Origin of the sequence: Micromonospora sp. NPDC049275 (assembly GCF_043197115.1) — a bacterium.
Lineage (GTDB): Bacteria > Actinomycetota > Actinomycetes > Mycobacteriales > Micromonosporaceae > Micromonospora.
In genome coordinates, this window is sequence record NZ_JBICSN010000012.1 from 13854 (window position 1) to 36331 (window position 22478).

At 71.6% G+C, this 22478-nt stretch carries 12 protein-coding genes and 2 pseudogenes; 7 read left to right on the forward strand and 7 right to left on the reverse strand.

From position 1 onward, the window contains the following. Nucleotides 1-12: 12 nt before the first annotated feature. The 4 genes from ACGFIE_RS26525 to mce form a co-directional block, all read right to left on the reverse strand. Nucleotides 13-2199 (reverse strand): hypothetical protein, encoded by a 2187-nt coding sequence (locus tag ACGFIE_RS26525; RefSeq protein WP_393299474.1) that lies wholly within the window; start codon nt 2197-2199, stop codon nt 13-15. A 177-nt stretch (nt 2200-2376) separates the two neighbouring features. Continuing rightward, a complete protein-coding gene (locus ACGFIE_RS26530; RefSeq protein ID WP_363679821.1) occupies nt 2377-3639 on the reverse strand; it encodes a cell division protein DivIVA in 1263 nt (420 codons plus the stop codon). A 286-nt stretch (nt 3640-3925) separates the two neighbouring features. Next, nucleotides 3926-5281: a crotonyl-CoA carboxylase/reductase gene (ccrA, locus tag ACGFIE_RS26535; protein WP_363679819.1), complete on the reverse strand. Its 1356-nt coding sequence runs from the start codon at nt 5279-5281 to the stop codon at nt 3926-3928. Between the two features lie 314 nt (nt 5282-5595). Beyond that, nucleotides 5596-6072, reverse strand: coding sequence for a methylmalonyl-CoA epimerase (gene mce, locus ACGFIE_RS26540; RefSeq protein ID WP_393299478.1), 477 nt, complete (start codon nt 6070-6072; stop codon nt 5596-5598). 61 nt (nt 6073-6133) lie between these two features. Here mce and ACGFIE_RS26545 point away from each other — a divergent pair, with 61 nt between their 5' ends. The 6 genes and pseudogenes from ACGFIE_RS26545 to ACGFIE_RS26570 all read left to right on the forward strand — a co-directional run. Continuing rightward, nucleotides 6134-7333 (forward strand): acetyl-CoA C-acetyltransferase, encoded by a 1200-nt coding sequence (locus ACGFIE_RS26545; protein ID WP_393299481.1) that lies wholly within the window; start codon nt 6134-6136, stop codon nt 7331-7333. 241 nt (nt 7334-7574) lie between these two features. After that, nucleotides 7575-8510, forward strand: coding sequence for a methylmalonyl Co-A mutase-associated GTPase MeaB (meaB, locus tag ACGFIE_RS26550; protein WP_393299788.1), 936 nt, complete (start codon nt 7575-7577; stop codon nt 8508-8510). A 93-nt stretch (nt 8511-8603) separates the two neighbouring features. Beyond that, nucleotides 8604-9005, forward strand: coding sequence for an Asp23/Gls24 family envelope stress response protein (locus tag ACGFIE_RS26555; RefSeq protein WP_393299484.1), 402 nt, complete (start codon nt 8604-8606; stop codon nt 9003-9005). Between the two features lie 95 nt (nt 9006-9100). Beyond that, nucleotides 9101-10789, forward strand: coding sequence for a methylmalonyl-CoA mutase (locus ACGFIE_RS26560; RefSeq protein ID WP_393299486.1), 1689 nt, complete (start codon nt 9101-9103; stop codon nt 10787-10789). 161 nt (nt 10790-10950) lie between these two features. Continuing rightward, nucleotides 10951-11874: a tetratricopeptide repeat protein gene (locus ACGFIE_RS26565; protein WP_393299488.1), complete on the forward strand. Its 924-nt coding sequence runs from the start codon at nt 10951-10953 to the stop codon at nt 11872-11874. A gap of 74 nt (nt 11875-11948) precedes the next feature. Beyond that, nucleotides 11949-12915 (forward strand): annotated as a pseudogene (locus ACGFIE_RS26570) (arginase family protein); the annotation flags it as partial. A gap of 1020 nt (nt 12916-13935) precedes the next feature. Here the strand turns inward: ACGFIE_RS26570 and ACGFIE_RS26575 are convergent. After that, nucleotides 13936-15894 (reverse strand): penicillin-binding transpeptidase domain-containing protein, encoded by a 1959-nt coding sequence (locus ACGFIE_RS26575; protein WP_393299490.1) that lies wholly within the window; start codon nt 15892-15894, stop codon nt 13936-13938. A gap of 286 nt (nt 15895-16180) precedes the next feature. On the opposite strand from ACGFIE_RS26575, the gene ACGFIE_RS26580 reads away from it, so the two are divergent. Beyond that, entirely contained in the window at nt 16181-21262 is a 5082-nt protein-coding gene (locus ACGFIE_RS26580) for an NAD-glutamate dehydrogenase (protein WP_393299493.1), read from the forward strand. Nucleotides 21263-21335: 73 nt separating this feature from the next. Here the strand turns inward: ACGFIE_RS26580 and ACGFIE_RS26585 are convergent, their stop codons facing one another. Beyond that, complete coding sequence (locus ACGFIE_RS26585) at nt 21336-22034, reverse strand: class F sortase (protein ID WP_393299496.1); 699 nt, start codon at nt 22032-22034, stop codon at nt 21336-21338. 1 nt (nt 22035) lies between these two features. Continuing rightward, nucleotides 22036-22478, reverse strand: a pseudogene (locus ACGFIE_RS26590) (hypothetical protein); the annotation flags it as partial.

Sequence of the window (22478 nt, forward strand, 5' to 3'; positions counted from 1 at the left end):
TCTTGAGGTTGGTCAGTCCTTCTCGACCGTGACCTTGCTGGGCTTGGCGCTGCGCTCGTCGGTGGTCGGCTTGCTGGGCCGCTTGCCGTTCTCACCGGTGCTGGTGATCTTCGTCGGCTTGGCGCCCCGGCCACCCTCGCCCGGAACGGCCGCCACGGTGGGCTCGCCGTCCACCCCGGCGCTGGCTGTGCCGCCGTCGACAGTGGTCATCGGCTCGGCCACCGGGCGGGTCGTGGACTGCCCGGACTCGCTGCCCGCCGAGGCGTTCGCCGGCTGCCGGGCGCCGTCGGGCTCACCCGTGCGACCGTTCACGCTGCCGGCATCGGCAAGCACGCCGGCGTCGTCGGGCTCGCCCTTGCGGCCGCTCGCCGCGCCGGCGTCGGCGGGTGCGGTAGTCCCGTCGTCACCGATGCCCGACCCGGTCGTGGCCTCGCCGCCCGTCGGCGCGGACACGGTCGCGGTCTCGGACGGCGCGTCGCGGCGGCCGTCCGTGGCCGGTGCCGTCGGGCCGTCGATCGGGCCGGTGGTGCCGCGCAGCCGCACCTCGGCCATCTGCCGTTCGAGCTCGTCGGACTCCTGCCGCGCCTTCCAGGTCTCCTGCCGCAGGTCGGCGAGCTGCTGCTGAGCCTGGGCGATCTCCAACATCACCTGGGCGAGCTGCTGTCGGCCGGCCGCCGACTCCTGCTGGGTGGCCGCCAGGTGCTGCTGCGTGGTCGCCAGGTGCTGCTGGGTGGTGGCCGCGTACTCCTCGAACTGGCGGCGCGAGGCCGCGACGTGCTCGTCGGCCTTGCGGCGCTTGTCGCCCGCCTCGGTCTCGGCGCGGCTCAACAGCTCGGCCGCCTCCGTCTCGGCGCGCTCGCGCAGGGCCGACGCATCCCGCTCGGCCGCCAGGCGGATCGCCTCGGCACCCTGCTCGATCTCGTTCTTGCGAGCGGTGTACTCGGTCTCCAGCGCGTCCTTGCGGGTCGAGTACTCGGTCTCCAGCTCATCGCGCCGGGCGGTGAAGCTCGACTCCAGCTCGGTGCTGCGCGCGGTCCAGCCCGACTCCAGCTCCTGCTGGCGGGACTCGTGCTGCTTGTCCAGCTCGTCGCGGCGCTTGGCGAACTCCTGCTCGGCGGTGGACCGCAGCTGAGCCAGCTCGCGGTCGGCCGCCTCGCGCCGCGAGTTGACCTCCTGCTCCACGCCGGCCCGCCAGGCGCCCAGCTCCTGCTGGGTCTGCGCCCGGGACTGCTGCACGTACGCCTCGGTCTCGCTGCGCATGCGCTGCACGTACGCCTCGGTCTCGGCGCGGCTGCGCTTGGCCGACTCGGACGCCTGCGTGGTCAGCCGCTCGGCCTCCTGCTGGGCCTTGGCGCGCGTGGCCCGGCCGGCCATCGACGCGTCGTCGATGATCTGCTTGGCCTCCTGCTGTGCCTTGGCGTGGGTCGCCCGGCCCGCCTCGGTCGCCGTGTCGGTGAGCCGCTTGGCCTCCTGCTGCGCCTTGGCGTGCACCTCCTTGGCCGCCTCGCGCAGCTCCCCGGCCTCCTGCCGGGCGGTGGTCAGCGCCTCGCGGGCCGCCTCGCGCAGCTTGGTGGCCTCCTGCTGCGCGCGAGTGTGGATCTCCTTGGCGGTGTCCCGCAGGTGGGTGGCCTCCTGCTGTGCCTTGGCCAGCTCGTCCTGTGCGGCCTTGCGCAACTTCGCCGACTCGTCCTTGGCCGACCGCAGGGTCTCGTCCGCCTCCGCGCGACGGGAGGCGCTGTGCCGCTCCTCCTCCTGGCGTCGGGCGGCGAGAGCGATCTCGAAGTCCTTCAATGCCCGCGCGGCCTGCTCGCGGGCCTCTTCGATGATGTGCTCGGCGGTGGCGCGACGGGCGTCGATCTCCTCGTTGGCCGCGGACAGGATCTGCTCGGCCTGCTCCTCGGCGAGGGTGAGGATCGACTCGACGCGGGGGCCCAGGTGCCGGAAGGAGGCCCGGTCCACCACGTTCATCTGCTTGCGGACCTGGGTCAGATCCCGTTGCAGAACCTCGACCTGGCCGGCGAGCTTGTGGATCTGTGTATAGGCCTGTTCCCGTTCGGCGGCGAGGGTCGCGATCTCGTGCTCCGCACGCGCGACGTACCGGTCAACCTGTTTCTTCTCGTACCCCCGCAGAGCGGACTCGAAGCTGGGCTCCGTGGTCACGTCCCCGCCGAGAGCGAACAGTTCCTCGCCGTGCGACATGCCCCCATCCTCACACGCATCGCCCCCTGCTGGGGCGATACGGACGGCCCTTGTGGGACCTACTTCACTCCGTGGCGAGGGCACCACACCAAGGGTTGGGAAACGCACACGGCGCGAGGTCACACCGGTTACCCAGTGTCACCTCGCGCCGTCGATGCCCCAACCTGACGCCTCGCGTCAGCCGGCGGTCTCCGCGGTCACCCGCTCCTGACCACCGTCGGTCTTCTTCGCCTCCGGCTTGGCCGCCGGGGCAGCCGCCGCCGGCACGCCGGGCACGATGCCGGCGAGCCCGGAGAGCATCTGACCGAGCTGCGAGGTGACCGCGTCCTTCTGCCGGGTGAGGTCATCGACCTCGCGGCGGGCGGCCTGCGTGGTCAGCTCGGCCTCGGTGCGGGCCTCGGTGAGCAGGCGCTGCGACTCGGCCTTGGCCTCGTTGAGCGTCTTCTCGGAGTGCGCCTTGGCCTTGTCGACCGTCTCGGCGGCGTTGCGCTCCGACTCGACCCGACGGGCCTCGGCGCGCTGCTCGATCTCCTTCGCGCGCTCCTGGGCGGCGCGGGCGCGCTGCTCGGCCTCGCTGACCATCTTCTGGGTCTGCGCGACCTGCGCGGCGTGCCGCTCGGACTCCTCGCGCTCAGCCTTTTCGCGCCGCTCGGCCAGCTGCAGCTCCAGGGCCTGGAGGTCCTTGTCGCGCTTGTCCCGCGCGTCGGTGAGCAGCTTGGTGGCCTCGGCGCGCTTCTCCTCGGCCTCGCGGGCGGCCTTGGCCCGCTGCTGGGTGATCTCCCGCTCGGCGGTGGCTCGAAGGGTGGCCACCTCCCGCTCGACTGTCGACTTCAGCTCGGCCACCTCGTGCGCGGTGACCGTACGCAGCTGCTTGGTCTCGCGGTCGGCGTCGGCGCGCAGCGTGTCGGCTTCGCGGCGGGCCTGCACGCGGACCTCGGCGGCTTCACGCTCGGCGGCGGTGCGCAGGTTGCCGGCCTCGCGCTCGGCGCTGGCCTTCATCGCGGCGGCCTCGGCGCGGGCCTTGTCCGTGATCTCGCGAGCCTCGAGGCGGGCGGCGGAGAGGATGCCCTCCGACTCGCGCTTGGCCTCGTTGCGGTGGTCGTTGGCCTGCTCCTCGGCGAGCCGGAGGATCTGCTCGACGCGGGTGCCGAGCCCCGAGAGGGTGGGCCGGCTGTTCTCTTCGAGCTGCTTGTTCGTGTCGGTGAGCTTCTGCTCCAGCGCACTCATGCGCTGCTCGGCCTGGCGGAGGCGACGCTGGGCGTCGTTCATCCGCTGCTCAGCCTCGGCACGGGCCTGCTCGGACTGGGTCAGCGCGGCGGTCATCCGGCCGATGAAGTCATCGACCTGGTGAGTGTTGTATCCGCGCAGGCCAACGGTGAAATCTGGCTGCGAGTTCGCGTTATCGAAGAACGCGAGAGGGGAGGACTGCTGCTGGGGCATTGGGACATACTGGCAGACGCCCCAGGGTGCTTCGCAAGAGCGGTACGGAGCTTTCGTGCCCTCATTACATGGTCAACTGCCCTGGCCGCCGAGGCCGGACCAATCGGCGATCTTGGCAGGTCCCGGGCGGGACGGACGCCACGCAGCGTGACGCGAAAAAGGGCCACGGGTACGCCCCGTGGCCCTTTGTTCGATCCGGATGGGTTTCCGCAAATGGGGTGGGAAGAACAATGGCCCGATCACCGCATTGGCCACCGGGTGCTCATCCGTCCGGCCGGTGGCCCGCTCAGTGCCCCCGGAACCTGTTGATCGCTTCCTCGTGCCGCGCCCGCAGCTCCCCGTCGCGGACGCCCAACCCGTCGGTGGGCGCGAGGCAACGGACCCCGACCTTGCCCTGGTGCGCGTTGCGGTGCACCTCGTACGCGGCCTGACCGGTCTGCTCCAACGGGTAGGTGCGCGACACCGTCGGGTGCACCTTGCCGAGCGCGACCAGACGGTTGGCCTGCCACGCCTCGTGGTAGTTCGCGAAGTGGCTGCCCACGATCCGCTTCAGGTGCATCCACAGGTAGCGGTTGTCGTACTGGTGCTGGAACCCGCTGGTGGACGCGCAGGTGACGATGGTGCCGCCACGGCGGGCCACGTAGACGCTGGCGCCGAACGTCTCCCGGCCCGGGTGCTCGAAGACGATGTCCGGGTCCTCGCCCCCGGTCAGCTCGCGGATCCGCTCGCCGAAGCGCCGCCACTCGTCCTGGTCCTGGGTCTGCTCGTCGGTCCAGAACCGGAAGTCCTCGGCCGCCCGGTCGATGACCAGCTCCGCGCCCATCCGGCGGCACAGCTCGGCCTTCTCCGGCGAGGAGACCACGCAGACCGGGATCGCGCCTCCGTTGAGGGCCATCTGGGTGGCGTACCCGCCGAGGCCGCCGGACGCGCCCCAGATCAACACCACGTCACCCTGCTTCATGTTGGCGCCGTGGTGCGAGACGAGCTGGCGGTACGCGGTGGAGTTGACCAGGCCGGGGCTGGCCGCCTCCTCCCAGCTCAGGTGCCGCGGCTTGGGCATCAGCTGGTTGGCCTTGACCACAGCCAGCTCGGCCAGCCCGCCGAAGTTGGTCTCGAAGCCCCAGATCCGCTGCTGCGGGTCGAGCATGGTGTCGTCGTGCCCGGCGGCGTCCTCCAGCTCGACCGAGAGGCAGTGCGCCACCACCTCGTCGCCGGCAGCCCACCGGGTCACCCCCGGGCCGGTTCGCAGCACCACGCCCGCGGCGTCCGAGCCGACGACGTGGTACGGCAGGTCGTGTCGGCGGGTCAGCTCGGAGACCCGACCGTAGCGTTCGAGGAACCGGAAGGTGGACACCGGCTCGAAGATGCTTGTCCACACCGTGTTGTAGTTGATCGCGCTGGCCATCACCGCGATCAGCGCCTCGCCCGGCGCCAGCTCCGGTGTCGGCACCTCCTGCACGTGCAGCGCCTTGCGGGGGTCCTTGTCCCGGGTGGCCATGCCGTCGAACATCCGGGACTCCTCGGCGCGGACGACCACGCCTCGGTAACTCTCCGGCACGGGCAGTCCGGCGACGCCCGCCAGCTCGCGGTCCGGGTCGTTCGATTCCTCCGCTGCCATGATCGCTTCGAGGATGTCCTGCACGGTGACCTCCGGTTCGTCCCCGCACCCGCACGGGCCCGGGTGCTGCCATCGTCGGCGCCGGCGGACACGACCACCATGTCGGCATTCGACACATCCGGCCCGGTCGCGCCCCTGTGGGCCGGGACGTTACTGAACGGTAGCTAGGGCCGGAAGTGCTCTGTGAAAAACTGCATCGGCCGATGCGTGAAGGTGCCCGACCACCCCGCCAACCACGCACAGAAGTGCGCGCGGCGGGCGGCGGGAGGCGCGGTCGGGCGCGGCAGCCGGCAACTTCGGGCATGTTGCCGGCGCCGGCAACGGGTGTGGGTGGGGACTCAGTGTGCGGTGGGGGCCGGTTGGACCAGTTCGATCAGGACTCCGCCGGCGTCCCTGGGGTGCACGAAGTTGATCCGGCTGTCGGCGGTGCCACGGCGCGGAGCGTCGTAGAGCAGCCGCATCCCCCGCTCGCGCAGCGCCGCGCAGGCCACGTCGATGTCCGCCACGGTGTACGCGACCTGCTGCACACCCGGCCCGTTGCGGTCGAGGAACTTCGCGATCGTCGACTCCGGGGTGAGCGGGGCGAGCAGTTGCACGCAGCCGCCCTCGGCGGTCGGCCCGACGGTAAGCATCGCCTCCCGTACGCCCTGCTCGGCGTTGGTCTCGGTGTGTACGCAGCGCATCCCGAACGTCCGCTGGTAGAAGTCGATCGCGGCGTCCAGGTCGGCCACGGCGATGCCCACGTGGTCAATCTTGCGAAGCCCGATGTCTGTGACGTAGTCCGCACCGGGCTCGGCGGGGGAGTTCTCAGCCATGGCGCTAGTCTGGCCGAACAATCGTTAAGGCGTACAGCTCGGCACCCCCTCGGAGGCAGGCATGGCTTCGGTGATCGTCAGCGGCGCGCGGACCCCGATGGGCCGGCTGCTGGGTAACCTCAAGGACCTTCCGGCCACCAAGCTCGGCGGTATTGCCATCAAGGCGGCCCTGGAGCGGGCCGGTGTCAGCCCGGACCAGGTCCAGTACGTGATCATGGGGCAGGTGCTCCAGGCGGGCGCCGGGCAGATCCCGGCCCGGCAGGCGGCGGTCGAGGCCGGCGTGCCGATGTCGGTGCCGGCGCTGACCATCAACAAGGTCTGCCTCTCCGGTCTGGACGCGATCGCCCTGGCCGACCAGCTCATCCGGGCCGGCGAGTTCGACATCGTGGTGGCCGGCGGCATGGAGTCGATGACCAACGCCCCGCACCTGCTGATGGGGCAGCGCGCCGGCTACAAGTACGGCGACGTGGTGGTCAAGGACCACATGGCCCACGACGGGCTCAGCGACGCCTGGGACTGCTGCTCGATGGGTGAGTCGACCGAGCGGCTCGGCACGAAGCACGGCATCTCGCGCGAGGAGCAGGACGCCTTCGCCGCGGCCAGCCACCAGCGGGCCGCGGCCGCGCAGAAGAACGGCCACTTCGCCGAGGAGATCACCCCCGTGCTGATCCCGCAGCGCAAGGGCGACCCGCTGGTGATCAGCGACGACGAGGGCATTCGCCCGGACACCACTGTCGAGTCGCTGGCCCGGCTGCGTCCCGCCTTCACCAAGGACGGAACGATCACCGCCGGCAGCTCCTCGCCGATCTCCGACGGCGCGGCCGCGGTGGTCGTCATGAGCATGGCGAAGGCCAAGGAGCTCGGGCTGACCTGGCTGGCCGAGATCGGCGCGCACGGCAACGTGGCGGGCCCGGACAATTCGCTGCACTCGCAGCCGTCCAACGCGATCAACCACGCCCTGAAGAAGGGCGGCCTGAGCATCGAGGACCTGGACCTCATCGAGATCAACGAGGCGTTCGCGCAGGTCGGGATCCAGTCCACCCGCGACCTCGGCATCAGCTCCGACAAGGTCAACGTCAACGGTGGCGCGATCGCGCTGGGGCACCCGATCGGCATGTCCGGTGCGCGTCTCGTCCTCACCCTCGCCCTGGAGCTGAAGCGGCGCGGCGGCGGCACCGGCGCGGCCGCTCTCTGTGGCGGCGGCGGCCAGGGCGACGCGCTGATCATCCACGTGCCGGGCAAGGCTGAGTCCGACAAGTGAGCGCGAGGAGTGAGCCGGTTTTGCGAGCCCCGCAGTCGCGAACAAAGATGGCCGCGGTAAGCGCGAGGAGTGAGCCGGTTTTGCGAGCCCCGCAGTCGCGAACAAAGGTGGCCGCGGTGAGCGCGAGGAGTGAGCCGGTTTTGCGAGCCCCGCAGTCGCGAACAAAGATGGCGCAGTGAGCGAAGCGGCAGAGAGCGTCCCGGCAGGCGCCACGTCGGTGCGCCGGAGCCGGGACGTGCCGATGCTCGTCGAGCGGGCCCGCACCGGTGACCCCCGGGCGGTGGCCCGCCTGATCACCCTTGTGGAGAACGGCGACACCCTCCTACCGGACATCGCGGCCGCGCTGGCCCCGTACGCCGGGCAGGCCCAGGTCGTCGGGCTCACCGGCTCACCGGGGGTGGGCAAGTCCACCACCACCAACGAGCTGGTTCGCGCGCTGCGGGCGCGTGGGCACCGGGTCGGCGTGCTGGCGGTCGACCCGTCCAGCCCGTTCACCGGTGGGGCGATCCTCGGTGACCGGGTGCGTATGCAGGACCACGCCACCGATCCGGGCGTCTACATCCGGTCGATGTCCAGCCGGGGACACCTCGGCGGGCTGGCGGCGGCGACGCCGCAGGCGGTCCGCGTGCTGGAGGGCGCCGGCTGCGACGTGGTGCTGGTCGAGACCGTCGGCGTCGGGCAGGCCGAGGTGGAGGTCGCCTCGCTTGCCGACACCACGCTCGTGCTGCTCGCCCCCGGCATGGGTGACGCGATCCAGGCGGTCAAGGCGGGCATCCTGGAGATCGCCGACGTGTTCGTGGTCAACAAGGCCGACCGGGACGGCGTCGACGCCACCGTCCGCGACATCCAGGGCATGATCGCCCTCGGTGAGCGCGGCCCGGGGCAGTGGCGGCCGCAGGTGGTCCGCGCGATCGCGGCCCGGGGTGAGGGCATCGACGACATCGCCGCCGCCATCGACAAGCACCGGGGCTGGCTGGTCGAGCACGGCGAGCTGCGCCGCCGCCAGGAGGCGCGGGCCGCCGCCGAGATCGAGGCCATCGCGCTCGGCGTCCTCCGCGCCCGGATCGGCTCACTTCGCGACGGTACGGAGCTGAGCACGCTCGCCGCCAAGGTGGCCGAGGGTGGCCTCGACCCGTACGCGGCGGCGGACACCCTGCTCGCCCAGCTGGCCCGCTGACCGTCCACCGGGGACAGCCTCGCGCTGCCCGACCCTTGTAGGCTCGCACCGCCCCACGGCGGTGGGGCCGGCGTGAGGAGCAGGGGAGTGGGCATGGATCACGAGGCGACCCAGGAGCTGAGCGCGGCGTCGGTTCCGGCCGGCGGCACGACGCACGTCTCCGACGAGGTGATCGAGAAGATCGCCGTCGCGGCGGCCCGCGCGGTGCCGGGGGTGGCCGAGCTGGGCGGGGACGTGGCCCGGTTCTTCAACTCCGTCCTCGACCGGGTCGGGCTGGACCAGGTGGGCGACGCCCGGCGCGGCTGCTCGGCACACGTGACAGGCGACGCCGCCGTGGTCAACCTGGTGCTGGTGATCGAGGCCGGTCGCGCGGTGCCGGAGATCACCGCCGAGGTGCGGGCCCGGGTCACGGAGGCCGTCGAGGCGTACGGGCTGCGGGTCGACGAGGTCAACATCCGGGTCGACGACGTGGCGATGGGCGATCCCGCCGTCTGACCTGGTTACCCGCCGGTACGGTCTTACTTAGCGATCGTTCAGGCGAGGGCTCTACACTCGACGTGCAGTCGAGGAACCGAGGAGGAGCCCTGCGCATGGACGCCGACGAGATCGACGCCGGACGGGCACGCTGGCAGGCCCGGTACGACTCCGCGCGCAAGCGGGACGCCGACTTCACCACGCTCTCCGGGACGCCTGTGGAGCCGGTCTACGGGCCGCCGGAGGGCAGCGCGTACCCGGGCTTCGAGCGGATCGGCTGGCCGGGCGAGTACCCGTACACCAGGGGTCTTCATCCGACCGGCTACCGCGGGCGGACCTGGACGATCCGGCAGTTCGCCGGCTTCGGCAACGCCCAGCAGACGAACGAGCGCTACAAGATGATCCTCGGCGCCGGCGGCGGTGGCCTCTCGGTCGCGTTCGACATGCCGACCCTGATGGGCCGCGACTCCGACGACCCGCAGGCGCTCGGCGAGGTCGGCCACTGCGGCGTCGCCATCGACACCGCCACCGACATGCAGGCGCTCTTCGACGGCATCGACCTGGCCGACGTCACCACCTCGATGACCATCTCCGGTCCGGCCGTGCCGGTGTTCTGCATGTACCTGGTCGCCGCCGAGCGGCAGGGCGCCGACCTGTCCAAGCTGGACGGGACGCTCCAGACCGACATCTTCAAGGAGTACATCGCGCAGAAGGAGTGGCTCTTCGACCCGGAGCCGCACCTGCGCCTGATCGGCGACCTGATGGAGTACTGCGCCGCCGAGATCCCGCGCTACAAGCCGCTGTCGGTCTCCGGCTACCACATCCGCGAGGCCGGCTCGACCGCCGCGCAGGAGTTGGCGTACACCCTGGCCGACGGGTTCGGGTACGTGGAGCTGGGCCTGTCGCGCGGCCTGGACGTGAACGTCTTCGCGCCGGGGCTGAGCTTCTTCTTCGACTCGCACCTCGACTTCTTCGAGGAGATCGCGAAGTTCCGCGCCGCCCGCCGGATCTGGGCCCGCTGGCTGCGCGACGTCTACGGCGCGACCAGCGAGAAGGCCCTCTGGCTGCGGTTCCACACGCAGACCGCAGGGGTGTCGCTGACCGCGCAGCAGCCTGTCAACAACGTCGTACGCACCGCCGTGGAGGCTCTCGCGGCGGTGCTGGGCGGCACCAACTCGCTGCACACCAACGCGCTGGACGAGACCCTGGCGCTGCCCACCGACGAGTCGGCCGAGATCGCCCTGCGCACGCAGCAGGTGCTGATGGAGGAGACCGGCGTGATCAACGTGGCCGACCCGCTCGGCGGCTCCTGGTACGTCGAGGCGCTGACCGACAAGATCGAGGCCGAGGCGGAGGAGATCTTCGCCCGCATCCGGCAGCTCGGCGGGGAGGGGCCGCACCAGATCGGCCCGATGACCTCGGGCATCCTGCGTGGCATCGAGGACGGCTGGTTCACCGGGCACATCGCCGAGTCGGCCTTCGTCTATCAGCAGGCCCTGGAGAAGGGCGACAAGAAGATCGTCGGCGTCAACTGCCACACCGGCACGGTCGCCAAGGAGCTGGAGATCCTGCGCATCTCGCACGAGGTGGAGCTGGAGCAGCGCCGGGTGCTCGCCGAGCGCAAGAGCGCGCGGGACGAGCCGGCGGTCCGGGAGGCTGTCGCGCGGATGGTCGAGGCCAGCCGCACCGACGAGAACATGATCCCCGCCATGCTCGACGCCGTCCGCGCCGAGGCGACCCTGGGCGAGATCTGCGACGCCCTGCGCGCCGAGTGGGGCACCTACCGCGAGCCCGCCCGCTTCTAACCTCGTCGATCGTGCGCTTTCTGTCCCGCCGAACGGGGTCAATGCCGCGTTTCGGCGACAGAAAGTGCACGATCGCGGGGGGTGGGGTGGGGCGTGAGAGTTGCAACGTCGGAGTTGTGGGTGAGCCGGTAATCCGTGCTCGCGTGCGAGACTAGGTAACCATGAGCGACCCACGGATCACCTCGTCGATCTTCACCCGCGGCGCGGTCGACCTCAGCACGCTGCGCGGCCCCGCACCAGCCAGTTCCCGCCCCGGCACACCCCCGCAGGGCGGCCCGTCGGCCGGCGTACCCGGCACGCCGAGCGCCGGCGGCAACGCCGCCATCGTCGACGTCACCGAGGCGACCATCCAGGCCGATGTGCTCGAACGGTCGATGGCCATGCCCGTCATCGTCTTCTTCGGCGCGGCCGGCTTCCCGGAGAGCGACGAGTTCGCCCCGGTGCTGGAGCGGCTGGCCGCCGAGAGCGGTGGCACCTGGGTGCTCGCCCGGGTCGACGTGCAGGAAAACCCGCGGATCGCCCAGATGTTCCGGGTCCAGGGCATCCCCATGGTCTACGCCGTCGTCGGCGGCCAGCCGATCGACGCCTTCTCCGGTGTGGTGCCCGAGGCGCAGCTCCGCCAGTGGATCCAGGCCGTGCTCAAGGCCGGTGGCGTGGCCGTCGCCGAACCGGAGGACCCGCGCCTCGACGAGGCCGACGACGCGCTCATGAGCGGTGACCTGGACGCCGCCGAGCAGGCGTACCGCAAGATCCTCGCCGACGCACCGGCGGACGCCGCGGCCACGGCGGGCCTGGCCCAGGTCGGCGTGGCCCGCCGGGTGGCGGGCGCCGACCCGGCCACCGCGCTGGCCGCCGCCGAGAGCGCCCCCGACGACGTCGCGGCCCAACTGCTGGCCGCCGACATCGAGGTGCTCAGCGGCCTGGCCGAGCAGGCGTACGCCCGGCTCGTCGGCCTGGTCCGGCGCACCGCCGGCGAGGACCGCGAGGAGGTCCGCCAGCACCTGGTGTCGCTGTTCTCCATCGCCGGCCCGGACGACCCGGCGGTCGCCTCGGCCCGGCGGGCCCTGGCCAGCGCCCTGTTCTGAGGTCAATGACTTCGTAGCACGCCAGCGCGGGCCGGCGAACCGCCGGCCCGCCCGACCACCGAGGACGGGAGCTCATGATGCGCCGGATCGCCGTCCTCGACGCGCCGACAAATCTCGGCCTACGACCGCCGACGTCCACCTCCGTGCCGGGCTGCGCCAAGGCGCCCGGCGCGTTGCGCGACCACGACCTGCTGGCCCGGCTGCGGGCCCGCGACGCCGGCTGCGTCACCCCACCGCGGTACGACCCCGGCGACTGGCGGCCCGGCGACGGCGTCTGCCACGCCCGGGAGATCGCCGACTACTCCCTCGCCCTCGCCGAACGGATCGGCTCGATCATCGACCGGGGCGAGTTCCCTGTGGTGCTGGGCGGCGACTGCTCCGTGCTGCTGGGCTCCGCGCTGGCCATGCACCGCCTCGGCGAGGCGGTCGGCGGGCGGATCGGGCTGGTCTTCGTCGACGGGCACTCCGACTTCCGGCACCCCGGCAACGCCTCCTACGTCGGCGCGGCCGCCGGGGAGGACCTGGCCCTCGTCACCGGGCGCGGGCAGGCCGACCTGGCCGCGCTTGAGGGCCGCCGGCCCTACTTCCGCGACATCGACGTGGTGGTGCTCGGCATCCGTGCGCAGGACGAGTACCGCCTCGACCTGCAGGCCGCGGGCATCACCACCCGACCGGTGCCGGCGCTGCGCGCCGAGGGCGCCGCCCGGACGGCCCAGTGGGCGCACGAGCAGCTCGCTGACTGCGCGGGCTACTGGGTGCACATCGACGTCGACGTGCTCGACCCGGCGGTGATGCCGGCCGTGGACGCCCCCGACCCGGGTGGCATCGCCTTCGCCGAGCTGGAGATCCTGCTCGCCGGCCTGGTCGACACCCCACACTGCCTGGGTGTCGAGCTGACCGTCTTCGACCCCGACTACGACCCGGACGGCTCGTACGCCGCCGAGATCGTCAACACGGTGGTCGCCGGTCTGGCCCCGGTCACCGCCCCGGAGGCGGTGCCGCCCCGACTGCTGTCGCCCCGGCCGACGCCCTCGCCCCGGCGCGGCAACGGCCGGGCCGCGACCACCACCGAGCGTTCCGATCGGCTCAGCGCGCGCGATGGGCTTGACCGTGTCGCGCCTGGTGGGCTTGATCGTGTCGCGCCTGGTGGGCTTGACCGTGCCGCGCCTGGTGGGCTTGACCGTGCCGCGCTTGGCGGGCTTGACCGTGTCGCGCCTGGTGGGCTTGACCGCGCCGCGCCTGGTGGGCTTGACCGCGCCGCGCTTGGCGGGACTGCCGGGGGCGGTCGGGGTGACGAGCGCGGCGACGACGATGATCTTCCCGATGTCGAATCCGCCGACGCCCAGTCGCCTGGCGGCGGGTCTGCCGGTGGCGGCGGGTCTGCTGGCGGCGGGTCTGCTGGCGGCGGGTCTGCTGGCGGCGGGTCTGCCGGCGTCGGTGCCTCGGGCGGCCGTTCGTCGTTGAGCGCGGTGCCGGACGGCGCCGCGGCCGAGGCGGAGCCGTCCGGGATGCGCGTTCTGGCCCCGTCCGAGCCGTCGGGCGTCGCGGCCCAGATCGCGGCCACGGTCGAGCGCGAACCGGTCGGCCCACCCGCGTCGGCCGGTCCGGGTCTGCTCCGACGAGCGTCCCCGCCGGTTCAGGAACCGCCGGAGAGGCACGAAGCCGACACGGCCTGACCGCGCCGCCACCAGCCCCGGCCCACCTCGCCGGTCCCAGGCCGACCTCGTCGTCAGTCCCGGCCCACCTCTTCGTCAGTCCCGGCCCACCTCTTCGTCAGTCCCGGGCCGACCTCGCCGTCGGTCCCGGGCCGACCTCGCCGTCGGTCCCGGGCCGACCTCGTCGTGATCGACTCGGTTTCAGCGAAACCGAGTCGATCACGGGCGCACGGGCGATCACGGGCGCACGGGCGATCACGGGCGCACGGGCGATCACGGGCGCACGGGCGATCACGGGCGCACAGGCGCACACGCGGCACGGCGCACACGCGGCACGGCGCACAGGCGCCCGGCGCAGGCGGCACGGGGCACGGGGCGGCGGGCGTGGGCGCTCGCCGCCCCGCGACTAGCGGAGGGCGCGGAGGAAGCGCTCGGCGATCGGGACGGCCGAGGACGTGCTGGCCCCGCCGTTCTCCACGAACACGGCGAACGCGACGTCACCCTGCCAGCCGACGAACCAGGCGTGCGTGTGGGCCGGGTTGTCGTCGTACTCGGCGGTGCCGGTCTTGCCGTACACCTCGCCGCCCGGAACGTCCTTGAGCGCGCTGCCGGTGCCGGCGGTGACCACCTCGCGCATCATCGTGCGCAGCGCCGTGACCGACTCCGGTTTGAGCTGCTCGCCGGGCGGGGCCGGCTTGGCCGGCGCCGGGTCGACCAGCAGCTTCGGCTGCTCGAAGCGGCCCCGGGCGACGGCCGCGGTGGCGCCGGCCATGGCCAGGGGGCTGACCAGCGTGGTGCCCTGGCCGAACGAGGCGGCTGCCTGCTCGGCGGGGCTGCCGCCGGTCGACACCTTGCCGGTGAAGGCGTCCGTGCCGAGATCCCACTGCCCCTCCAGGCCCAGCGAGCGGCCGGCTGCGGCCAGCCCGTCGCCGCCGAGCTTCGGGGCCAGCGACGCGAAAGCCGTGTTGCAGGACTTGGCGAAGTCGGTGCGGAACGGCACCGAGCCCAACTCGAAGTTGTCCGAGTTCTTGAACGACCGGCCATCGACGGTGAAGGTCTTCTTGCACTCCACCGGCCCGTCCAGCGTGACCGCGCCCCGGTCCAGCAGACCCAGCGCGCTGACCATCTTGAACGTGGAGCCCGGCGGCACCTGCGCGGTGAAGGCCAGGTTCTCGCCGGTCGAGCCGGGACCGTTGGCGGCGGCGAGGACCGCGCCGTCGCTGACGCGGACCGCGACCAGCGCGGCTCGGTGCGACTCGGCGCGCAGGGCGCCGTCGGCCGCGTTCTGGGTGGCCACGTCAAGCGTGGTCTTGAGGGCCTGACCGGGCTTCGGCTCCTGGCGGAACAGCTCGGTGCCGGTGGATGCCAGCTTGCCGTCCTCGTCGGGCCGCTCCACCACGACCGTCAGGCCGGGGGCGCCGCGTAGCTGCTCGTCGTAGCGGCCCTGCAATCCGCCGTGCCCGACCAGGTCGCCGGTGACGTACCGGTCCGGGTGGGCGGCGAGGTCGTCGGCCTGCGCCTGGTCGACCGAGCCGAGCAGCGCGCGGGCGAACTCCCGGGTCGGGGCCAGGTCGAGCTTGTCGGACACGAACTTGGTGCCGGGCAGGTCGTAGATCCGGGACTTGATCTGGCGGTACGCCGGGTCGCGCAGGGTCACCACCTCGACGAGTGCGCCCGGGTCGGCCGCGGCCACCCGCTTGGGCAGGTCCGACAGGTCGACGGCGGGAACGAGGGCCGGCCGGATGGCCTTGAAGGCAGCGTCGAGATCCTTGACCAGCTTCTTGATGTCGGTGACCTGGTTCGGTTGCACACCCACCCGCACGACCGGGCGGGGCGACACGATCGGCTGGCCGGCCGCGTCCAGCACGCCGGCCCGGGCGCCGGTGTCGCGGCGCAGCCCCAGTCGGTCACCCTTGGCGAGCTGCTCGTGGATCACCCGCGGCTCCCACATCACCTGCCACTGGTCGTCGTCGCCCTGGACGAGCCGCAGCTCCCGGTCGTACGTCCAGTGGGTCTGGCCTGGCAGCGTCCAGTCCACCCGGATCGTGGTGGTCGCGATGTTCTTGGTGATCTTCGGCTCGCCCTGTCGGGTCAGCGTGGGCGGGGTGGCCGCCAACTCGCCGGACAGCTCCTTGATCTCCTTGGTCACCTCGGTGGCCGGCAGCTTGGCGCCTGTCGTGTCGACCATCGCGACCGCCTGCAGGTCCCCGCTGCGCCAGCCGCTGAGGAAGGCGTCGACGCCGCGCTCCGGCCCGTCGTCGCCGGAGCACGCCGCCAGGACGCCGGCAGTGAGCAGGGCCGCGGTGATCGCCGCGACCCCCCGGGCGCGGTTCGGCCGGTGGGGCCGGGGGTAGGACAAGGTCATGAAGCGGTCCTTCCGGTCTCGGGCTGCTCTGCACGGTAGTACGCGGAGGCTGTCCCGAACGTCCCGTGGAGGGCTCGACGTGCGGAAAGACGGGCCGGGCCGGTGTGATGAACATCGCGGGGCGGGGTATCCCGCAAGCGGCCAACCTCGGACCCACAACGGGTGAAAGGACAAAGTCCCGATCCGGACGTCCGGCCAGTGGTCCGCCGACGAAGGCGGGAAACGACAGGCTTACGCTGGGCGGCAGAGTGACCCACAACGCGGTGGGTCGAGGGGAGTGGCACCGATGGACCGGCGTCCGGCGATCAAACCGGAACCCGACCTCCGGCAGGATGACACCGGCCGGGACGAGGACAGCTTCGATTCGGCGACCGACGGGGACGGCTACGGCCGGCTCGACACGGGCGTCACAGGGCTGACCGGGTCGAGCATCGACACCATCTACGATCTGGGCCTGCCGACCGAGGCGTTGGCCGACGACGTGGAGGACGCCGAGCTCGACGAACCGGTCCCCAACGCGGAGCGCCTGGTTGCCCAGGCTGTCGCACTCGCCGGGGACGACCACGATGCGGCGACCCTGGTCGGTCGCTTCTGGCGGTTCGCCCCGGACGAGGAGCTGGTCGGCTTCACGGCGGAGGAGATGCTCGACGCGGCCCGGGCGCACCGGGACCTCGCCCAGCAGCGGGTGCCCGGCGAGTTGAAGCTGCGCATCCACGAGCCGTACGCCGACCAGCACCACACCGTCGTCGAGATCGTCACCGACGACATGCCGTTCCTTGTCGACTCGGTGACCGCGCTGCTCAACTCGTACCACCTGGACGTGCACCTGCTGGTGCACCCGCTGGTGGTGGTCCGGCGCGAGCCGCTGGGCCGCCTCACCGAGGTCTCGGCGGACGTGGAACCGGACGACGCGATCGCCGGCGACATCATCGAGAGCTGGATGCGGATCGAGATCGACCCGGTCCGGGACGCCGCCGAGCGCGACCGTCTGCGCGGTGAGCTGCAACGAGTGCTCACCGACGTGCGGGAGGCCGTGGAGGACTGGCCGAAGATGCGTCAGCGTGCGCTCGCGCTCGCCGACGAGCTGGCCTCGGCCCGCACCTCGGAAAACCGTCCGCCGGTGCCGGAGAAGGACATCACCGACTCGGTGGAGCTACTGCGCTGGCTGGCGCACGACCACTTCACGTTCCTCGGCTACCGCGAGTACCGGCTGGTGGACGCCCCGGAGGGGAACCCGTCCGACCCGGTGGACGGCAAGGCGCTGGAGGCGGTGCTCGGCACCGGCCTGGGCATCCTGCGCTCGGACTCCCCGGAGGCCCGATCGCTGTCGTCGATGACGCACGAGGCACACGAGAAGGTGCTGGAGAAGCGTCTGCTCATCATCACCAAGGCCAACTCGCGGGCCACCGTGCACCGCTCGGCGTACCTGGACTACATCGGGTTCAAGATCTTCAACGAGGTCGGCGAGGTCATCGGGGAGCGGCGCTTCCTGGGCCTGTTCTCCACCGCGGCGTACCGGACCAGTGTCCGGGAGCTGCCTGTGGTACGCCGGAAGGTCGCGGAGGTGCTCGACCGCTCCGGCCTGAGCCGGCGCAGCCACTCCGGCAAGGATCTGCTGCAGATCCTGGAGACCTACCCGCGCGACGAGCTGTTCCAGATCAAGACCGACGACCTGTACCACGCGGTGATCGGTGTGCTGCGGATGGCGGGCCGCCGGCAGTTGCGGGTGTTCCTGCGCCGCGACGCGTACGGGCGGTTCATCTCCTGCCTGATCTACCTACCCCGGGACCGGTTCACCACCCAGAACCGGCTGCGCATGCAGGACATCCTGCTGCGTGAGCTGAACGGCGTCGGGGTCGATTACACCACCCGGGTCACCGAGTCGATGCTGGCCCGGATCCACTTCATCGTCCGCACCGACCCGACCCGGCCGCCCGGCGACATCGACGCCGACCTGCTGGCCGAGGAGTTGGCCGACGCGACCCGGCTCTGGGACGACGACTACCGGCTGGTGCTGGAGCGCAAGCTCGGCGACGAGCAGGCCAAGCACCTGTTCGCCAGGTACGCCGACGCGTTCCCGGAGGGCTACAAGGACGGGCACACGCCGTACGAGGCGATGAAGGACCTGGCCAAGCTGGAGCTGCTGGAGGAGCCCGGCCAGCTGGAGATGCACCTGTTCCGCAAGCAGCTCGCGCCGAGGCCGGGCACCCGCGTGCCCGGCGCGGACCTGGCCGACAGCATGAACGTGCGGTTCAAGGTCTACCGGTACGGCGAGCCGATGATGCTCTCCGCCGTGCTGCCGGTGCTGCACTCGCTCGGCGTCCGCGTGGTCGACGAGCACCCGTACGAGGTGGACCGGCTCGACGGTCGGGTCTACCTGTACGACTTCGGCCTCATGCTGCCCGAGGGGCACCACGAGCTGTCCGAGGTACGCCCGCACGTGGAGAACGCGTTCGCGGCGGCGTGGCGCGGCGAGGCCGAGGTGGATCGGTTCAACGAGCTGGTGCTGCGCGCCGGGCTGACCTGGCGGCAGGTGGTGGTGCTGCGGGCGTACGCGAAGTACCTGCGGCAGGCCGGGACGGTCTTCTCGCAGGACTACATGGAGCAGACCTTCATCGCGTACCCGAAGCTCGCCAGCCTGTTGGTGGAGCTGTTCGAGACCCGGTTCGCGCCGGGCGAGTTGACCGCCGAGCAGCGGCAGCAGCGCAGCGGCGAGCTGGTGGAGACGATCCGCGGCGCGCTCGACGACGTGGCGAGCCTCGACCAGGACCGGATCCTGCGCTCGTACCTGACGCTGATCGAGGCGACCCTGCGGACCAGCTTCTACCAGAAGCCGGTCGGCGGGCGTCCGAAGGCGTACGTGGCGTTCAAGCTCGACCCGCAGGCCATCCCGGACCTGCCGGCGCCTCGGCCGAAGTTCGAGATCTTCGTCTACTCGCCCCGGTTCGAGGGCGTGCACCTGCGGTTCGGGCCGGTGGCCCGGGGCGGGTTGCGCTGGTCCGACCGTCGGGAGGACTTCCGCACCGAGGTGCTCGGCCTGGTCAAGGCGCAGATGGTGAAGAACACCGTGATCGTGCCGGTGGGCGCCAAGGGCGGCTTCGTGCTGAAGCAGAAGCCTGGCGACCGGGACGAGGCCGTCGCCTGCTACCAGGAGTTCGTCGGCGCCATGCTGGACGTCACGGACAACATCGTCAGCGGGCACATCGTGCCGCCCGAGGACGTGGTCCGGCACGACGGCGACGACCCGTACCTGGTGGTGGCCGCGGACAAGGGAACGGCGACGTTCTCCGACATCGCCAACGAGATCTCCGTGGCGCACAACTTCTGGTTGGGCGACGCGTTCGCCTCCGGCGGTTCGGCCGGCTACGACCACAAGAAGATGGGCATCACCGCCCGAGGTGCGTGGGAGTCGGTCAAGCGGCACTTCCGGGAGTTGGGCCTGGACACCCAGGCCCAGGACTTCACTGTCGTCGGGGTCGGCGACATGTCCGGCGACGTGTTCGGTAACGGGATGCTGCTCTCCGAGCACATCCGGCTGGTGGCCGCCTTCGACCACCGGCACATCTTCCTCGACCCGGAGCCGGACGCGGCCACCTCGTACGCGGAGCGTCGTCGACTGTTCGACCTGCCCCGCTCGTCGTGGGAGGACTACAACCCCGAGCTGATCTCGGCCGGGGGCGGCATCTTCCCGCGTACCGCGAAGTCCATCCCGCTCACGCCGCAGGTCCGGGCGGCGATCGGCCTGGACGACGACGTCACGCAACTCTCGCCGCAGGAGCTGATGAAGGCGATCGTCACCGCGCCGGTGGACCTGTTCTGGAACGGCGGCATCGGCACGTACGTCAAGGCGTCCACCCAGACCAACGCCGAGGTGGGCGACAAGTCCAACGACGCGATCCGGGTGGACGGCCGCAGCCTGCGCTGCCGGGTGGCGGGCGAGGGCGGCAACCTGGGCTGGACCCAGCTCGGCCGCATCGAGTACGCGTTGACAGGTGGCCGCATCTACACCGACTTCATCGACAACGCGGCCGGGGTGGACACCTCCGACCACGAGGTGAACATCAAGATCCTGTTGAACACCGCTGTTGCTGACGGTGAGCTGAGCACTGCGGAGCGGGACGAGTTGCTGGCGGGGATGACCGAGGAGGTCGCCGAGCTGGTGCTGCGGGACAACTACGACCAGGCCCGGGCCATCAACAACGCCCAGGCCCAGGCCGCCTCGCTGCTTCCCGTGCACCGTCGGATGATCAACGAGTTGGAGCGTTCCGGCGCGTTGGACCGGTCGCTGGAGGCGCTGCCGCCGGACGAGGAACTGGCGGTGCGCAGCGAGTCCGGGCTGACCGCGCCGGAGTTCGCGGTGCTGCTCGCGTACGTCAAGATCGTCCTGGAAAGGGAGATCCTCACCGAGGGGTTGGCCGACGAGGAGTGGACGACCGAGGTCCTGGTCAACTACTTCCCGACGCCGATGCGCGAGCGGTTCGCCGACCGGATGGGCCGGCAGCGGCTACGCCGGGAGATCGTCACCACGGTGCTGGTGAACGAGGCGGTCAACCGGGGCGGTATCTCGTTCATCTTCCGGGTGGTCGAGGAGACGGCGGCCAGCGCGGCCGACGTGATCCGGGCGTACGTGGTGGTCCGCGAGGTGTTCGGGCTGCGCGAGGTGTGGGACGCCGTGGAGGCGTTGGACAACAAGGTCTCCCCGGAGCTCCAGACCAGCGTCTACCTGGACACCCGTCGACTGCTCGACCGCGCGGTGCGCTGGCTGGTCACCAACCGGCGCTCGCCGATCGACGTGCCGACCGAGATCGCGCGGCTGCGCGACGGGGTGGCCCGGCTGCTGCCGGGGCTGGAGGACCTGTTCTACGGCGGTGAGCGGCAGGCCATCACGGCGCACATCGACTCGATGATCGACCGTGGGCTGCCCCGCGAGCTGGCGGAGCGGGCGACCCGACTGATGTACAGCTTCGGCCTGCTGGACGTCGTGGAGACCGCGACCCGCAGCGGACGGGACGTCGGCGAGGTGGCCTCGGTCTACTTCGTGCTCTCCGACCTGTTCCGGGTGGACTCGCTGCTGTCGAAGATCTCCCTGCTGCCGCGGGAGGACCGCTGGCAGACGCTCGCGCGGATGGCGCTGCGCTACGACCTGTACGCCGCGCTCGCCGCGCTCACCGCCGAGGTGCTCGACTCCACGCCGGAGGACCAGCCGCCGCACGAGCGGGTGCAGCAGTGGGAGCAGTCGAACGCCACGTCGATCCATCGCGCCCGCCGGGCGATGGGTGAGTTCGACGAGTCGCGAGCGGATCTCGCCGCCCTGTCCGTGCTGCTGCGTCAGATCCGCACCCTGGTGCGGACCTCCGCCGCCGCCTGACCCGGTACGCCGGCAGCGGTCCGGCCGATCGGGAAACCCCGACCGGCCGGACCGCTTCCGTGTACGCCCCGGATCACGCCGCCAGGGTGGCGAAGACGACCACGTTGTCGTCGTAGCTCCTGGCCGCCTCGTCGAACTGGCCACCGCAGGTGACGACCCGCAGGCCGGGCCGGTCGTTCGGCCCGTACACCAGTTCGGTGGGGAAGGACGTCTTCGGGTACGACTTCACCGAGTCGACCCGGAACGTCGCCGGCTGGCCGTCCGCCCGCTGCACGGTGATCGTGTCGCCGGGCACGAGCGAGCCGAGGTCGAAGAAGACCGCCGGGCCCAGTTTCGCCGAGTCCACGTGCCCGACGATGACCGCGTTACCGATCTCGCCGGGACTCGCGCCCGGCTCGTACCAGCCGGCCTGGTCGGCCTGCTCCAACGGGGGGACCTGGACGGTGCCGTCCGGGTTGGTGCCGAGCGACATGACCGGCGCGTGGACGCCGATGCGGGGGATCTCGATGGTGGTCGGAGCGGCCCGGTCCAGACCGGCGGCAACGTCGCCGCGCTCCCCGTCGTCCGGGGCCGTGCCGTTGCTCCCGGTGACCGTCGGCCCGGAGACCTCGGGGCCGGCCTGGGCGAGCGGCTGCGGGGGGCGGGGGGCGGGCCCGTCCTGCAACGAGGCGCCGATCATGCCGGCGCCGATCATGGCCAGGGTGACGACGACGGCCGCGCCGGCGGCACGCCACGGTCTCCCGTGACGGCCGCCGGCCCGTGTCGTCGTCACGTCAGACGAGCGAACCATCGGTCCGCCGACGACGCATCAGAACGATCCCACCCAGCGCGGCAGCGCCGAGCAGGCCCGCGCCACCGGTGGCCAGACCACGGTCGGTCCCGGTGCTGGCGCCACCGTCACCACCGTCGACCCCGCCGTGGGGCAGTACGACCAGTTCGCCCTCGCCGCACGAGCCCTTGAGCTCGTAACGACCCGGCTTGGCGTCCTTGTCGACCTTGGCGTCGCCGTAGTACACGAACTCGCGCTCGTCATCCGAGCCGTGCTCGTCCTTGGACTCCCAGTCCTTGCTGTCTTCGTCCTTGGATTCCCAGCTCTTGCTGTCGTCGTCCTTGGACTCCCAGCCCTTGTCGGAGCCGTACTCGTCGCCCTCGTCGGAGCCGTGCTCGTCCTTGGAGCCGTGCTCGTCCTTGGATTCCCAGCTCTTGCTGTCGTCCG

Coding starts and splice junctions, on each gene's coding strand:
- ACGFIE_RS26525 (WP_393299474.1), bottom strand. CDS start 2,199: ATGTCGCACGGCGAGGAACTGTTCGCTCTCGGCGGGGACGTGACCACG.
- ACGFIE_RS26530 (WP_363679821.1), bottom strand. CDS start 3,639: ATGCCCCAGCAGCAGTCCTCCCCTCTCGCGTTCTTCGATAACGCGAAC.
- mce (WP_393299478.1), bottom strand. CDS start 6,072: ATGGCTGAGAACTCCCCCGCCGAGCCCGGTGCGGACTACGTCACAGAC.
- ACGFIE_RS26545 (WP_393299481.1), top strand. CDS start 6,134: ATGGCTTCGGTGATCGTCAGCGGCGCGCGGACCCCGATGGGCCGGCTG.
- meaB (WP_393299788.1), top strand. CDS start 7,575: ATGCTCGTCGAGCGGGCCCGCACCGGTGACCCCCGGGCGGTGGCCCGC.
- ACGFIE_RS26555 (WP_393299484.1), top strand. CDS start 8,604: ATGGATCACGAGGCGACCCAGGAGCTGAGCGCGGCGTCGGTTCCGGCC.
- ACGFIE_RS26560 (WP_393299486.1), top strand. CDS start 9,101: ATGGACGCCGACGAGATCGACGCCGGACGGGCACGCTGGCAGGCCCGG.
- ACGFIE_RS26565 (WP_393299488.1), top strand. CDS start 10,951: ATGAGCGACCCACGGATCACCTCGTCGATCTTCACCCGCGGCGCGGTC.
- ACGFIE_RS26575 (WP_393299490.1), bottom strand. CDS start 15,894: ATGACCTTGTCCTACCCCCGGCCCCACCGGCCGAACCGCGCCCGGGGG.
- ACGFIE_RS26580 (WP_393299493.1), top strand. CDS start 16,181: ATGGACCGGCGTCCGGCGATCAAACCGGAACCCGACCTCCGGCAGGAT.